10 protein-coding genes are annotated in these 15,304 nt (G+C 47.3%); 5 read left to right on the top strand and 5 right to left on the bottom strand.

The window, feature by feature from the left end:
• Positions 1-269 precede the first annotated feature (269 nt).
• The 5 genes from HMPREF0659_RS03600 to HMPREF0659_RS03580 all read left to right on the top strand — a co-directional run bounded on the left by HMPREF0659_RS03600 (position 270) and on the right by HMPREF0659_RS03580 (position 9,473).
• Positions 270-3,899 (top strand): type I restriction endonuclease subunit R, encoded by a 3,630-nt coding sequence (locus tag HMPREF0659_RS03600; protein ID WP_013264686.1) that lies wholly within the window; start codon positions 270-272, stop codon positions 3,897-3,899.
• 31 nt (positions 3,900-3,930) lie between these two features.
• On the top strand, positions 3,931-4,395 hold the full coding sequence (locus HMPREF0659_RS03595; RefSeq protein WP_013264154.1) for a hypothetical protein: 465 nt from the start codon (positions 3,931-3,933) through the stop codon (positions 4,393-4,395).
• A 70-nt stretch (positions 4,396-4,465) separates the two neighbouring features.
• Positions 4,466-5,503: a helix-turn-helix transcriptional regulator gene (locus HMPREF0659_RS03590; RefSeq protein ID WP_028900044.1), complete on the top strand. Its 1,038-nt coding sequence runs from the start codon at positions 4,466-4,468 to the stop codon at positions 5,501-5,503.
• A 73-nt stretch (positions 5,504-5,576) separates the two neighbouring features.
• On the top strand, positions 5,577-6,998 hold the full coding sequence (locus HMPREF0659_RS03585; RefSeq protein ID WP_013263934.1) for a DUF2130 domain-containing protein: 1,422 nt from the start codon (positions 5,577-5,579) through the stop codon (positions 6,996-6,998).
• A gap of 51 nt (positions 6,999-7,049) precedes the next feature.
• Positions 7,050-9,473 carry a KAP family P-loop NTPase fold protein gene (locus HMPREF0659_RS03580; RefSeq protein ID WP_013263941.1) on the top strand — a complete coding sequence of 808 codons (2,424 nt, stop codon included), beginning with the start codon at positions 7,050-7,052 and terminating at the stop codon, positions 9,471-9,473.
• 7 nt (positions 9,474-9,480) lie between these two features.
• Here the strand turns inward: HMPREF0659_RS03580 and HMPREF0659_RS03575 are convergent, their stop codons facing one another.
• Genes HMPREF0659_RS03575 through HMPREF0659_RS03555 form a run of 5 tightly spaced genes read right to left on the bottom strand, consistent with a single transcriptional unit; the run spans position 9,481 to position 15,300 of the window.
• Positions 9,481-10,122, bottom strand: coding sequence for a TraX family protein (locus HMPREF0659_RS03575; protein ID WP_013264988.1), 642 nt, complete (start codon positions 10,120-10,122; stop codon positions 9,481-9,483).
• Between the two features lies 1 nt (position 10,123).
• Positions 10,124-12,457, bottom strand: a complete 2,334-nt coding sequence (locus HMPREF0659_RS03570; protein ID WP_013264369.1) for a type IV secretory system conjugative DNA transfer family protein — start codon at positions 12,455-12,457, stop codon at positions 10,124-10,126.
• An 18-nt stretch (positions 12,458-12,475) separates the two neighbouring features.
• Positions 12,476-13,399: a conjugative transposon protein TraN gene (gene traN / locus HMPREF0659_RS03565; protein WP_044045854.1), complete on the bottom strand. Its 924-nt coding sequence runs from the start codon at positions 13,397-13,399 to the stop codon at positions 12,476-12,478.
• A 31-nt stretch (positions 13,400-13,430) separates the two neighbouring features.
• On the bottom strand, positions 13,431-14,819 hold the full coding sequence (locus HMPREF0659_RS03560; RefSeq protein ID WP_013264952.1) for a conjugative transposon protein TraM: 1,389 nt from the start codon (positions 14,817-14,819) through the stop codon (positions 13,431-13,433).
• A 1-nt stretch (position 14,820) separates the two neighbouring features.
• On the bottom strand, positions 14,821-15,300 hold the full coding sequence (locus HMPREF0659_RS03555; RefSeq protein WP_013264290.1) for a hypothetical protein: 480 nt from the start codon (positions 15,298-15,300) through the stop codon (positions 14,821-14,823).
• Positions 15,301-15,304 lie beyond the last annotated feature (4 nt).

Below are 15,304 nucleotides of genomic sequence, written 5' to 3'. Positions count from 1 at the left end.
TTGTAAAGACAAATTTTTCGCAATAAAAATGAGGAACGAGAAAATAGAAATCTGCAACCAATTGACAGTAAGAATAGTAGGGATGCAAAAACGAAAGAGCTTCTTTCGCTGTGCAAAACTTATCCTTTCGCCATGCGAAAGAGCCTCTTTGACGATGCGAAAGCTATGCTTTCACAATGCGAAATGATAGTATCTGAAAACAGTAAAGATAATTCACAGCGCAAACAACGGCCAGAAACCTAAAAATAGAATAAAGAAAAACAACAGATATGGCAACAAGCAATCTTAACGAGACAACTTTTGAGGAGCATATTGCTCAGCAGTTGGCTGGCAGCGACCTCTATAATCAGCGCACCAGCCGCGACTTTGACATCGAACACCTCTGCGACCGAGAGATGCTGGAACGGTTTCTCCGCCAGCAACCCGCTGTATGGGCGATGCTCGAACATGCCTTCCCCGGGCAGGAGACCGATGAGGTGGTGAAGCAGCTGAACAGCCAGTTGAACCGTGGCGAGAGCATGCTCAAAATCTTCCGCAAGGGATTTAAGATAAGGGGGAAAGACATCAAGTTTGCCCAATTCAAACCTGTTCTCGCCGGGGAGGACAGTGAGGCTTATCGGCTCTATCGGTCCAACACTTTCAGCATCGTGCGCCAGATGCGCTATAGCACAGCCTGCAGCGACAAGGGCAACGAACTTGATATGTGCATCCTGCTCAACGGTCTGCCGCTCTTCACCTTCGAGCTGAAGAACGAGGGTACGGGGCAGAACTATGCCAACGGCATCTACCAGTACCGGTACGACCGCAATCCCGAGAACCGAATGTTGCGGCATTGCCTGGTACACTTCGTGATGGATAACAACTATGTGTTCATGACCACGCGGCTGAAAGGTGCCGAAACGAAGTTTCTGCCTTTCAACCAAGACAGCGTGAACCCGCCCATCGAAGACGAATATCCCGTGGCCTATATGTGGCAGCACATCCTACAAGCCGACAGCATACTGGACCTACTGGAGAACTTTATCAAGCGATACAACGATGAAGACGGCAAGCCCGTGGTGATCTTTCCTCGTTTCCATCAGCTACGAGCCGTGCGGAAGCTACGCCGAAAGGTGAGCGAGGAAGGTGCCGGGCACAACTACTTGGTGTGGCATTCGGCAGGCTCGGGCAAGACCAAGACCATGGCGTGGCTGGCCCACCAGCTCGCCAACATGACCAATGAGGACCACAGCTGCGTGTTCGACAGTATCATCATGGTGACCGACCGCATTGTGCTCAACCGCAACATGGCCGAGGACGTGGTGAACTTCGAGGACGTGGTGGGCACCGTGAAAGACGTGCGCCATGGTAGCAAGAACCTCGCCACCGCTATCGACGAGGGCCACCGTATCATCATCAGTACCGTGCAGAAGTTTGCCTTTGCGCTGAAAACCCTGAAGCGCGAGAAGCACCGCCAATATGCCGTCATCATTGATGAGGCCCATACCGCCGTGGGCAACGAGAGTGCCAAAGACCTGGTGAACGCCCTGAGTACTGACGAGGACCTGAAAAACATTCCCGACTTCAACCCCGATGAGTTTGAAGACGAGATGGATGCTTTCATGGCCTATCAGCAGATTATGCGCCGCTCCATGCACCACATGAGCTACTTCGCCTTCACCGCCACCCCGAAGGACAAGACCTTTGTACTCTATGGCGACGAGAACCATAAGGAGCACGACCTCTACTCGATGAAACAGGCCATCGACGAGAAGTTTATCCTCGATGTGCTGCAAAACTACAAGTCGTACCAGACCATGTTTGAGCTCATCGAAACGACCACCGACCCCGAGGAGAAAAAGAAACGCTTTGAGGAAAAGAAGTCGCTCGCCCTGATCTATGGCGAGCTGAACAAAAACTCCTACATCATGCTGCGCAAGGCCACGATGATGGTAGATCATTTTATGAAGCATACCATCGGCAAGATTGGCGGTGAAGCCAAGGCTATGGTAGTGTGCGACTCGCGCCGAGCCGCCGCCGACTATAAGCGCATCATCGACAAGGTAATAGAGCAGAACTATCATGGCGTGATCAAGACCTTGGTGGCCTTTTCGGGTGAAGTGGAAGACAGTCATGGGCACAAGTGTACCGAGGCCAGTATGAATGATGAAGGCGTGCATGACGACGGCATCCGCATCAAGTTCAAGGGGAGCGACTATAAGATACTGATTGTGGCCAACAAGTTTCAGACAGGCTTCGATCAGCCGCTGCTCCACACCATGTTTGTGGACCGCTCACTCGGCGGTATACAGTGCATCCAGACGCTGAGCCGCCTGAACCGCTGCTGTCCGGGCAAGGACGACACCATGGTCATCGACTTCCGCAACAATCCGGAAGACGTAAAGGCAGCCTTCCAGCGTTACTACACCGACATCGACCTCCTGGGCGAGGTGGACACGCAGCGTATGTACACCATGATGGATGACGTGAATCGCTGGCGCATATTCAGCGATGACGACGTGAATCGCGTGGTGAAGATGCTCCAGCGCAAGGAGACGGCAGTGGGCGTGCCGTCGCTACTGAAGACCATCGTTACCGAGCGTGTGGAACCGATGACCGACGAGGAGAAGGACCGGTATCGCAAATATGTGAACCGCTATATGCGTCAGTATGGTTTCATGGCGCAGCTAATGGACTTCGTCGATCCCGACCTGGAGAAGTTCTACGTGTTCTGCCGTGTGTTCTACAAATATCTGCCCTACACCAAAGAAACCCTCCCTATGGAGGTTCTCGACAGGATTGACCTTGACAAGCTGCGCATTCAGCTGAATTTTGACGGGCAGCTGGAGCTGGAGGACGAGGATCAGCAGATGGCATCGAGCCGCATAGGTGAAGTGGGACAAAAGCAGGAGGACGAGAAGAAGACGATAGCTGAAATCCTTGACATTGCCAACAGTCCGTTCCAAGACCTGCTCAATGAGAATGACAAGATATTGAAGCAGATCTGGATAGACATTCTGCAAGATCCGGATGTAACAGATGCCTTCAGTGCAGGCAATTCCTACGATGCCCTGATAGCACTTGTCAAGGAGAAGTTTGACGAGAAGGTGGCCGACCAGATAGAGAAATACTATAACTTCCAGGAGGAACTGGAGAAGAACCAGTCGTTCTCGATGATGCTTATCCGCAAGTTTGTGGATGCACTGGCCATGAGAAGCCGGAAGGCCAGCGAACTTGCCTACGATGAAAATACACTGAAAGAGGCGCTGATGGTCAGCCTCGGCGAGGAGTTTGTGGATGTGTGCAGCCATGTACGCTCGTTCGATGAGTTTGTGGATGTGTTCTTCGCAGTGCTCAACCGCAGCAGCCTGCCTTCGCTCGACGGTGCAGACGGCATTATCAAGAATGCGCTGAACAATATCTATTGCAATGATCATCTGCAGAACTTTGACAAGCAGACCTATTTCAACAGCCTGCTTTCTAAGTATGAGAGCTATCTGAAAAAACTTTATTACCTCTGCCATGGCGAGGAAGTGCCGTCGTCAACAGGAGATACTGACCATTCAACATTGGCAAATGCCATCCATGGTTTCAAATGTCTCTGGAATCTGAGGCATGCCGCCACAGAGGAGGGCAAGCGTTTCAGTGGCTATCTGGACATGGTGCGTCAGTGGCGTAATGATGAAGCACATCGTGCGCCCATCACAACTGACGAAGAGGTGAACGCCGCCATCAAGGTGCTTGTGGCCATGTACTTGTTTGTGACAGGAAACTCAATAACCGATTTGGAGATGCAGGAGGGTGCAGGAACCCCTACTATCAAGCAGGATCCTGATTCCCATCCCCAAGGTTACGAAGCGTTCGAGGAGGACCATCTTGGATATTCTGTAGCCGCAGAGCCTGAACCGGGCGAAGAGTAATAGATATGTGTCTGAATAAAATAGAAGAATCATGGAACCGACAAAAGAGAATACCTTGTACCTGACCATCAAGCAGGTTTTCTTCGACCAGATAATAGCTGGTACGAAGAAAGAAGAATATCGTGAAATCAAGGATACCACCTATAAGAAGTATTTGGCTTGTACCGAGGATGGCTTTCCCTATTTCGATGATGAGAAGATAAGTGATGACGACCCATTGGTGGGCGACATCTGCGTGTGGAACAACGGTGTTTACCCTTACTATCCCAAGGATGAGCTGAAATACCTGAATCTTGCCGTGGGCTATGCCAAGGAGCGCGACACCGCATTGGTGGAAGTGACAGACATCACCTTCGAGCCTCTTACTGACAAAGACGGTAAGCCCGCTCGTTTCCACGATGACGGGGAGAATGTAGCAGCTGATTCCAATGGTGAGTTCTGCTTCTGGGAGGCGGTGTTCCATCTCGGCAGAATAGTTGAAGTGAAAAGGAAATAAGTTTTTCCCAACCATGCAGAAAGGCTGCATGGTTCCACTTTACCTTTGTTTCGACTATAATAGTAAGAGTATGGCAACAAATAAGAATGCACAGATAAGATACCAGGCACTGGACAGATGTCTAAGCAACTGGAGTCGCCGTTACTATATTGACGACTTGGTGGATGCTTGCAATGATGCGCTTTACCTTTACAATGGCGAAGGAAAGAAAGGTGATGGTGTCAGGAAACGTCAGGTACAGGAGGACTTGAAGTTTATGCAGAGCGAGGAAGGCTACAGAATGACGATTGATGCCATACGCGACGGTCATAAGATGTACTATCGTTACCACCATCGCAATGATTCTATCAGCGAGCGACCTTTCAATCAAGAGGAACAGAACATCGTATCTGATGCCCTGATGCTGCTCAAACGCTTTGAGGGTGTGCCACATTTTGACTGGCTAATGGATATTGACAAGAAGCTCTATTCCACCAGCCAATTAGGGAAGGATGTACGTTCGGTGGTCAGCTTTCAGCACAACCCCTACCTAAAAGGAATGGACAAGGACTATTACAAGCAGATTTTCGATGCCATTGTCAATAGGCAGGCTCTGGAGATTTGTTATCATCCTTTTGGTAAGGATGCTAAAGAGCAAGTCGTAAGTCCTTATCATCTGAAGCAATATAATAACAGGTGGTTTCTTATCGGCAAGCAAGGTAACTATGACGGACTGACCAACTATGCCATTGACAGGATTGACGGCATCAAGGAATTGGGCCGTAAAATGTTTGAACCGCTGGACGATGATTTCAACTTCGATGAGTTCTTTGAGGATGTCATTGGTGTGTCGGTCGAAGATGTTCCGGTTGAGGATGTGGTGCTCTATGCCAACGATAAGGCATTCAACTATATCTACACCAAACCTCTCCATGAGTCACAGGTAGCCAGAGGTGAACGAACCGAGGATGGAAGACGGATTGTAACTTTGAAGGTGAAAGACAACTATGAACTGCGGGCATTGTTGCGTTCTTTCGGAAGCCAAATAGAGGTGATAAAGCCAGCCTCACTACGTGAAAAGATGAAGAAAGAGGCTGATACCCTATCTAAAATGTACGCTGACGAATAAAAATCCGCAATAACGCAGAATGTCTGCACAGTTAGTAATTACCTTTGCATTGTAATTTTTAATAAGTTTGTTTATGAGCGAGATTAAATGTCCAAAGTGCGGTGCTATTTTCACCGTTGACGAAGCTGATTATGCAGCTATCCTTAATCAAGTTAAGAATGATGCTTTTGATGCAGAGATAAGTCAAAGACTTGCTGAACTTCATAAGCAGCAGGAGGCAGAGCAAGCTACAGTTATCTTAAAAAACGAGCAAGGGTACAAGGATAAGCTGTCGGCCAAGGATACAGTCATTGCCGGTAAAGATACGGAAATAGCCAAGCTCAACGAGCGACTGAATAGTATCGCTCAGGCTAAGCAACTCGAAATGAATGAGCAGATGGCAGACAAAGATACTGAGATTACCCGCTTGAAGGAGCAGATCGCCAGCTTGCAGAACAGCAAGCAGATGGAGATTGACAACAAGGTGGCAGAGAAAGACAAGCGCATACTCGAACTGGAGGCGTCGCTACAGCAGAAGGCCAAGGACCAGGAACTGGCCGTGATACAAGAGAAGACCGTACAGCAGGAGGCAATGCAGCAGAAGCAGCAGCGTATCACCGAACTAGAAGCCAAGCTCACGGAGAACGAGGCGAAGGCCACGCTCAACGAGAAGAATCTGAAGGAGTATTACGAGCGTAGCCTGAAGGATAAAGACGAGGAGATAGAGCGATACAAGGACTTTAAGATTCGCCAGTCGACCAAGATGATTGGCGAGGACCTGGAGATACATTGCCACAACGAGTTTGATAATGTCCGTTCGCTCGGGTTATATCCCAACGCCTACTTCGAGAAGGACAATGATGCCAGCAGTGGCAGCAAGGGCGACTTCATCTTCCGCGACTATGACGGCGGCACGGAGTATATCTCGATTATGTTTGAGATGAAGAATGAGGCCGACATGACCGCCACGAAGCATAAGAACGAGGACTTTTTTGCTAAGCTCGACAAGGACCGCAACACCAAGGGATGTGAGTACGCTGTACTCGTGAGTATGCTGGAGCCAGAGAGCGACCTATATAATAATGGTATTGTAGATGTGAGCCACCGCTATCCCAAGATGTTCGTCGTGCGCCCGCAGTTCTTTATGCCCATCATCTCGCTATTGGCCAAGGCTTCGAGAAACGCCGTGGATTATAAGCGGCAGCTGGCCATCGCTCGTAATCAGTCGGTAGATGTGACGAACTTCGAGAACAAACTCAACGAGTTTCGCAGCGGCTTCAGTCGTAACTATGAATTGGCCAGCAAGAAGTTCAATACAGCCATCGCCCAGATTGACGAGTCTATCAAGCATCTACAGAAGGTGCGTGAAGCCTTAGTTGGTTCTGAAGACAACCTTCGTTTAGCGAATAAGAAGGCTGACGAGCTGACTATTAAGAAGCTTACCTACAACAATCCTACAATGAAGGAAAAGTTTGAAGAAGCAAGAAGACTTGAGTCTGAAAGTCAAGAGGTGTAAATAGAAATAGGTATCCTCGTTTATTTGAGGATACCCAATACCAATAAGAATATGATTTACGACGGATGGCTAAAGATACAAGACTGGTTCCATGAACGAAGTCTTATCTATGACAAATATTCCAAATCGATTCCAAAGAAACCTGATGTGATAAACGTCGATTTTTTGAATTTACGATATGGATGGCTGGAAATGGTTTTTAGAATCAATGGTCAAAAGCAGCTGATGATACCTTTAAGCGATTTATACGATCCGCTACAGGATATAGTACAATGGCTGGAGGCAATCATAGATTTGGGTAATGGAAATCCATACTATGAGCATACGTTGCATAAAGACAGCGAAGGTACCCATATCTTTATGCACTATGAGTTAGTTGAACTTCCTGAATTTGGTAGCGTAGAAGACCAAAGAGGATTGTTTGTTGTGTATTGTTCGACTTTAGAAGATAAAGAACAAACGGTCTCTGCTATTTGTTCACCCGTTAATTTAATAAAAAGCATCTATTTGGCACTCCTAAACTTCTTTGCTTTTCATAACAATGGACAATACGATGAAGAATATCTTATTGAGAATTGGTCGATGCCGCACGGGGAAGTTTCCACCTCCCTCGAACTTTACAATAATGTTAAGTCTACCAAATTAGAGTGGTATACAGCCCAAAAGGACTATGATGCTTGGTTTGACAAGAGCTTCGTAAAGCCAACTATTAAGAAAATCATATTGTTCTGTTCAGATGATGGAGGCTCATTTTGGAATCGTGATGGATCCCGTTTGACTGATGAAGCGGAATTAGGGATGGATGAGCAAATGCCAAATGATGTTTCAATATCAACACAGACAAAAAATATTCTTGCACCACAAAGGGACGGGTCTAAGTCTGAGTTTGGGGTTGACATAAAATTCCTCATAAAACTGCGTATGAGCTTGAAAGATGATGTCGATTTGTTTTTTGGTAGCAGGCCTATCAATGGACATTTGGCAAAGTTTGAGTTGCTGCCAAACTATCGACTATGGCAAAAAGGAAATCATTCTGGGCTGAGGTATAGAAAAATAAAAAAACAGATAATGCAGTATAGATTTAAAGACGTTGAAATTGGAGTAGATTCTCCTTTTCAGGAGGACAAGTTAGGAAGAAAAAAGTATGTCAATATATTGACAAACATTATTGCTCATGACCACGAGGGCTGTGTAATAAGTCTTAATGGCGCATGGGGGACTGGCAAAACCACATTTGTAAAGATGTGGGAACAAATGCTGAAGAACAAGGGGTATAAGACCATCTATTATAATGCTTGGGAATCAGATTTTGTTGAAGATCCTTTAGTTGCAATGATCGCAGAAGTTGGCGAATTAAGCCAAGAAGAAAAATTCAAAGATTTGTTTGCATCTGTAATAGCTAATGCTGGCAAAATAACTTTGGCAGCAACACCCAAAATAGTGAAGCATATTGTGGAAAAACATATAGGAAGTGATGCAGCTGATTGTATATCCGATATGCTTGAGGAAGGTGCATCTGCTCTTAAAGAGCAAATAGATAAATACTATGAAGAAAGGAAGAGTCTTACTTCTTTTCGAGCACAATTAAAGGGTTTGGTAGACCAATTAACAGAACAACCATTAATCTTTTTTGTAGATGAATTAGATAGATGTAACCCACATCATGCTGTAAAAGTACTGGAACGAGTAAAGCATCTTTTCTCTATTCCTAATATTATATTTATTCTTTCTGTGGATAAGCAACAGTTAAGTAATTCTATTAGAGGGTATTTTGGAAGTGACCGAATTGACGCAGAAGAGTACTTACGTCGCTTTATAGATATAGAATACTTCTTACCAGAACCCAACTATGATTACTACATTAAGTATCTGTGTGATGATCTTAATTTCAAAGGCTTCTTCTTTGGTAATAATTCTGATATGCCAAGTTCTGCATATTCATTCTTCGATGAGTTTGTTAGATCGCTTGCTGGTAGTAAAAGGCTTACCCTGAGACAGATGCAGAAATTGTTCGTGTCTGTTCGATTAGTATATAGCTCACTCAACACGAATAGAGAAGAACTGCCAGGATTGATATTGCTGCTTTTGTATATTAGAAGTTATCATTTTGGATTATATGAAGCTATTGTCAATCATCAGCTTTCATGTCAAGAATTAGTTAGCGAGTTAGATAGAATATTACCTAATTCGCTTTTTGAACGGAAAAAATACTCAGGATATGATTTCCCAATTATTCTCTTCCCTTTCTGTGATTTGCTGGTTTATTATATGGCAATCGACAGCTATAGTGGAGAATCTAAACTATGGAAAGTTGATGAAGCTGATACTAATAAGTTGACAGTGTACTTTACCTCTGAACATATTGGAGTAGAAGATATTACTCGGTATGCAAAGTCTGTAAAAAGGTATAGTTCACCGAAATTATCTTATGTTACCAACTTTATAGATTTGACAGAGGATTTACAGATAGATTAGAAGATTTTTATATGAGGAGACAAAGATGTAACGGATAGTATGCGTAGCATAAATATTTCGCATACTGCCCTTTTATAAATCCTCGCTCTCCATTGTAACACAGGATGACGGCCTGCCCCAGCCAAAGCCCGACTACACCATACTGGTACATGAACAGGGTAGCTAAAAGGCATTTCGTCACCTTGTCCGGCTGGAAGAAGTGGAACGCGCATATCAAGAGAATGCCAGAATATTCATAATCGACATGCAGCCAAGTAGCATTAGCACAAATGGAAGCCATAATGACACACCAGAGCAAAGGCTTGTTGCCAATTCGGGTTATCAAGTCTATTGCCACCAGTCCTAACAATAGGGTAAAGAACACATTGTGGGTGTTGTCATGATTCAGCAACCACCACGGAGCTTCGGATATGAGTGCAAAAGCCAAGAGGTTGAGCGCATACTTCCCCGTGGAACGAGTATGGACATATCCTTCCACCAACAGAAAGGCGAAGATGGGGAACGCCATTCTTCCCATCGTCCGCATCAAGTCATACATCAAACTACCATGTTCCATGAGGTAATAAGCGATGTGATCCATCGTCATGGACACTAACGCTATTACCTTCAGGGCACTGCCCGACAATCCTTTCCACTGATAAGGTACCATACTACTGTTTATTTTCCTGTTTCTTCTTCCTGTCCTTGCCAAGAAGCTCGGCAATCATCGCGTCCACCTCGTCATTGACCCGCTTGAAGTTACGACCGAGCATGATTTCCTTCTCACGGTTAGAGGCAAACTGATAGATTTTCGGCAAGTCGGCATACTGACTTTCCTCCTGCTTGATTTGTGCCATGTCAAAGTGCGTCTTGCAGAAATACTTGGATGTCTTGAACTCCTCCGACTTTTCGATGTCAAAGCCTTGTATCATACTACCCTCAGTAGGCGTGAAGTCACGAGCCGACTGACCTGCCAGCCAACCAGTTGCCATGTCCGCTATCTTCGCCGCTGGAACAAGATAGTCCAACCGTTCCGAGATAGATGTGGAAACCTTCTGGTCGTTGATGGTGATGGATTTGGAAGTCTGCTTCGCCTTACCGAACACGTCATTCTGCGCCCATTCCAGTGTTTCCTTATTTCGGGCAGCACCCATGAAGATATTTCCGCAAGTGGTGATAATCTTCTGCATACCGTTCTTGCCATAGTCCGCCTCCAGCTGTGGCAGTTCCTGAAAGCCTAATGTCACCGCCACCTTGTTGCTACGCGCCGTACCGATCAGACGGTCAATCTTATGAAAGTATAAGGTCGGCAGCTCGTCCACAATGATGGAAACAGGGATATTCCCCCGGCTGTTCACACGGGTAACGAGACGGTTCAGCACCAACGCATTCAGTGCACCCACTATCTGCTCCTTCTCCGGGTCGTTGGCTATCACGAGATATGAAGGACTTGCAGGGTCTGAAATCTTCAGGTCGAAGTCGTCCCCCGTAAAAATCCAGTAGGCTTCTGGCGAGACCAAGCGTGCCGCATTGACCCGGAGCGTACCCACCATACCTTCGAGCTGGTCCATCGCCTTGTTGGTATAAGCCGACTGGAACGGAGCCATGAGCGAGAGAATCTTCTGGTCCTGCATCAGGATGTCGAATACGTCACTGTACTGCTTGCCAAGGAAGGACAGCACGTGCGGCATATCCGAGTATTCGCCGGTGATGGTGTCCGGTTCCACCACCTGCCCCTGCTCATCCTCATACCATGACGAAGTGATATGCACCCTCTGCCCGTTACGGCTGATATAAGTGAAGTCATTCAAATCCACGAACATACCGTCCTCATCTACAGACACATCGTGGCTCAACTCATCCACAAAGTCCAGTATCGTGTTGCCGTCCTTATCGACAGCCCGGTAGTCATGCCAGTTCTTCGTAATCAATTTCAGTTTCTTGCCCCTGTATTTGACATACCTCGTGAGCTTCTTGCCGTCCTTGAATCCCGTCGGGTGAAAGTTTACGAAGAAATAGATGATGGCAGAGAGGAAGTTAATGGCTGAGTTCTGAAAAAACGCCTCCGAGCCACCCTTCTTGTCGCCCCCTTTATTGAGCGATTCAAGCAAGGTCGCTGCCGTCTCTGCTGCCGCCGCCAAATCAGGGATATACTTTCGCTGAATAGGATTGATGCGGTTGGAATATTCCACATCGGTAAAGTTCACGATATGGAAACCACAGTTCTCTGGTAACCTACCGAGTTTCTTGTTCTTGCAGTACTGATAGAACAGCGTCTTTCCCAATGTCGGAAACTTATAGTCGTACACCATCATGGCAAACCCCTTGGCCGCATGCTGACGGATAAACGGGTCGATGATGCCGAAGGACTTACCAGAGCCGGGTGTACCCAGTACGATGGTTCCACGGAAGGGATTGATAATGTTAATCCAGCCCTTGTGCATCCGTCTCTTGAAATAGTAAATCATCGGGATATTGACCGAATACGGATTCTCATTCAGTTCCTCCGACTGCTGGAACGATTCATTCTCGAAGTTGAAGCGGTCCTCTCCTAACTTATAGTTGTAGAAGCGCGAGATACCGTCCAGCCCCTGATGCAGGAGCATTGTACCGATGATGGAAGTCATGGCATAAAGGATGCGGTTGGTCGGAAAACCAAAAGAGACTCCTCCCCAGATGCCCTTATGAAACATCATGCAGAGTGCGATGAATGTGATGCCGATGCCGATAGGATAAAGCACCATCGTTTTGACATTGAACTTCAGTGCCTTCTGCGGACGTGTGCCGATACATGTCACACCGATGCAGATCAGTTCGACGAGCTTACACGATGCCACATTGTTGAACACTTTGAAGCGTGCGATGAGTTCCAAAATAAATCCTGTGACACGGTTGTCCGCCGTGATGGGCAGATTCATGATCAGTTCCACTATCAGGAAAAGATAGATGCAGCTCCTGAAGATGTTGTACATCTGCTGCTGTTCTCTTGTCTCTTCTACAGCCATGACTTTACAATTTGATGGTTAAAACACTGGCAGATACGATACCATCTGCTCACTGACCCCGTCAGCGTGCAGCATATCCTTGTAGTTGATATCGAGCGTGATGACACGGCCCGAAATCTGCTCCTCCGAAATCTCCAGCTTCAGCACCTTCTCTTCAGGGAATGTGAGCTTGTCCAATACCAGCACGTTGCGATATGTCTTCTTAAAACTCCTGACACTGCTCAGGCTGTACACTGGTGTCAGCTCTATCGTCTGCGAATTGGTAGCCTTTAGCTCCTTCTTGTCCGTGAGCTTGATGCGTACCTCGCTGATGTCATACTTGATTTTGGTAGCATTGTAGAGCGAGTAGTCGATGAAGAAATAGTCACCGATACTGTAGATGTTGTTCACCCTCGCCTTGATTCCGTTCTCATTAGAATGGATGTTCTTGCGTGGTTTGCTGGTAAAGATGGCCCAGGCGTAGGCCGCCATTTCCTTGCGCGGCATCGTTACGTCGGGATTTTCATACCTGCCCATGTCCCCGGCTTTGATGCGGTAGATGGAGTTGGCTTTGGCAGGTCCGGCAGTATAAACCACGTTGAGCTGTACGATATGCCGTTCACCAATCACGGTAATCGTGCCCACCAGCTCGTTGTCGTACATTCTCCCGGAGGGTTTGATACGCACGATATTGTCCGTACACTGATTCCCTACTATCTTGTTCGTAGAAATGTCCACGAGCTTGATATTCTCAGGCATCAGCAGGTGTGTCGTCACCTCTTCGTTGACAAAGATCACGTCCTTGCGCCTGTTTTCGTCGAAGATGTAGCTGTCCGTAGGCTTGGCGTTGCGGATATACCTCACCGAAGCCGAGTCTGCCTCGATGTTCTTATACTTCTTCTGTGCCTGAAGGCTGCCACACAATCCCATGAGGGCAACCATGAGAACTAAATTTTTTTTCATATTTCCTAAATGTTTGATGAATTATTGAAAGCTACTCTGCATTGGTATTGATCAGATAGACGATGGTATTGTACTTGATTCGGGCCTTATTCTTGCGGATATTGGCAGACACGGCTGATGTTGCCGACTGGTACATATTCTGTAGGGCCTGCAGAGCCACCGCTTCGGAACTCAGTCCACCGCCATACCCACCGTCAAAGTTGATGTTGCTCTGCAAGGCATTTGCCTTGGCATCCTTCATCAGGTCACGGAAGGCAGACTCTGGGACATAAAAGCCCTCCATGCCGTCGTTGTCATAGACCGACAGTCCCACCTTGATGAACTTATCCCTGACCAGGATGCTGGTGATGGTCGCCATCACACGCTGCTGACCGAATCCCGTCACCGTACCATAGAGGTAGGTGCCCTTCTTCAATTTTGTCCCTTTGAGCGTGACATCGTCGAGGAGCTTGAAGCGGAGGCGTGTACCCTCGTGTGCCTTCGTCGTCTTGTCTATCATGGCACGGATCAACGGAACATCCGTCGTAGGCTCGGCACTGACGGTGTTGAACTTCTCCGCATTACCCTCCATCACTTTCTTGACAATGACCGGTTTCTCTTCGGACTTACGATTGGACGCACCAAAAGGATGTGACGCTTTTGACACTTTGGCACTTTCATCCTCGTCGCCGATACCTATGCTCTTCTCCAACGCTTTCTGCCGGGCAAGGCTTCTCTTCTGAATCGCCTCCACCTCCCTGGCATAGTCATCCATCTCTGTCTGTCTGGAACCGCGCCCATAGCTGCCGCCCGAACCATAGCCAGATGCACCTCCGTAACTGCCACCCTCATAGGCATTGATATGCTTCCGTGACTGAGCCAGCCGCTGCTGCAAGGCTTCCATATCCTTCTGCCGCTGGGCATTGATGGCATTCTGGCGGTCTATCTCATCCAGTTCATGCTCTTGATAGCTGTTGCCGAGCGAGTCCTGCTGTGGCTGGTCCTCACCGATGCCGTTCACTGCCGATGCCGCATCCTCTTCGTTATAGCGTTTGTTCATCTCAGTCATCTTATCACCCATATCAGCATTGGCCGCCGTGGGCAGGGAGGCATTGATGCTGTCCGTGGCCACACCCTTCTTGGCATTGTCCGTACCTCCGAACACCCCCATCAACTCATAGCCTAAGAACAAGATAGGCAGAAGAATGGCCAAAGGAAAGATGTACTTGGGCTGTTTGAAGTCGATGCGCCACCAACTCTTGCCCTGTGATAAGGGCTTCACTACGGGCGGCTCTTTCGGACTTGTCTTTTCCCTTTCGTCGCCCTTAGCCTCGTTTTCACCCTGCGTTTCTGCATCAGCCTCCGTCCGGGCATTGTCTGAAGGGTCATCCTCCTTTCTCAGTCCTACTTTGAGTAAGAGTTTCTTAATCAGTTCATTCATATCATTGATGTTTTAAGTTTGCCACTATCATTTCGAGTTGTCTGTATTTAGAGATGATGAGCATAGAATCCCGATGTGTCTTTACAGGGATGTGTACAAGGGAATCCAACTCCCATTTCAGCCGTTGTCCTCTGAGAGCCAGCTGCCCGACTTCACGCACCTGCACGTTTTTGCCATTCTGTATGCTCTGTAGTCCGGCGAACATAGACTGCACATTCTCTATCTCTCCCACAATATCCTTGCTGGGTTGTGGAGTGTAGAGGGAGACAAGAATCCCAAGGCCGAGCGAACAGACCAACGCACCGATGGTCATGGCCGCCGTGCGCTTCGGATGATTTGTAGCCCATGTATTGGCAGCGTCTATCCGCTCCTGTATCTTCCACTGACGAGAGAATTTCCTTACGACAGTTTCTATTTTACCTTTGACTCCCTGTTCCCATCTTGCTTTTGCTGCTTTCGCACGCTTCATTTTCTTCTTCATACCC

Source organism: Prevotella melaninogenica ATCC 25845 (assembly GCF_000144405.1).
Lineage (GTDB): Bacteria > Bacteroidota > Bacteroidia > Bacteroidales > Bacteroidaceae > Prevotella > Prevotella melaninogenica.
This window is presented reverse-complemented; position numbering and strand designations above follow the sequence as displayed.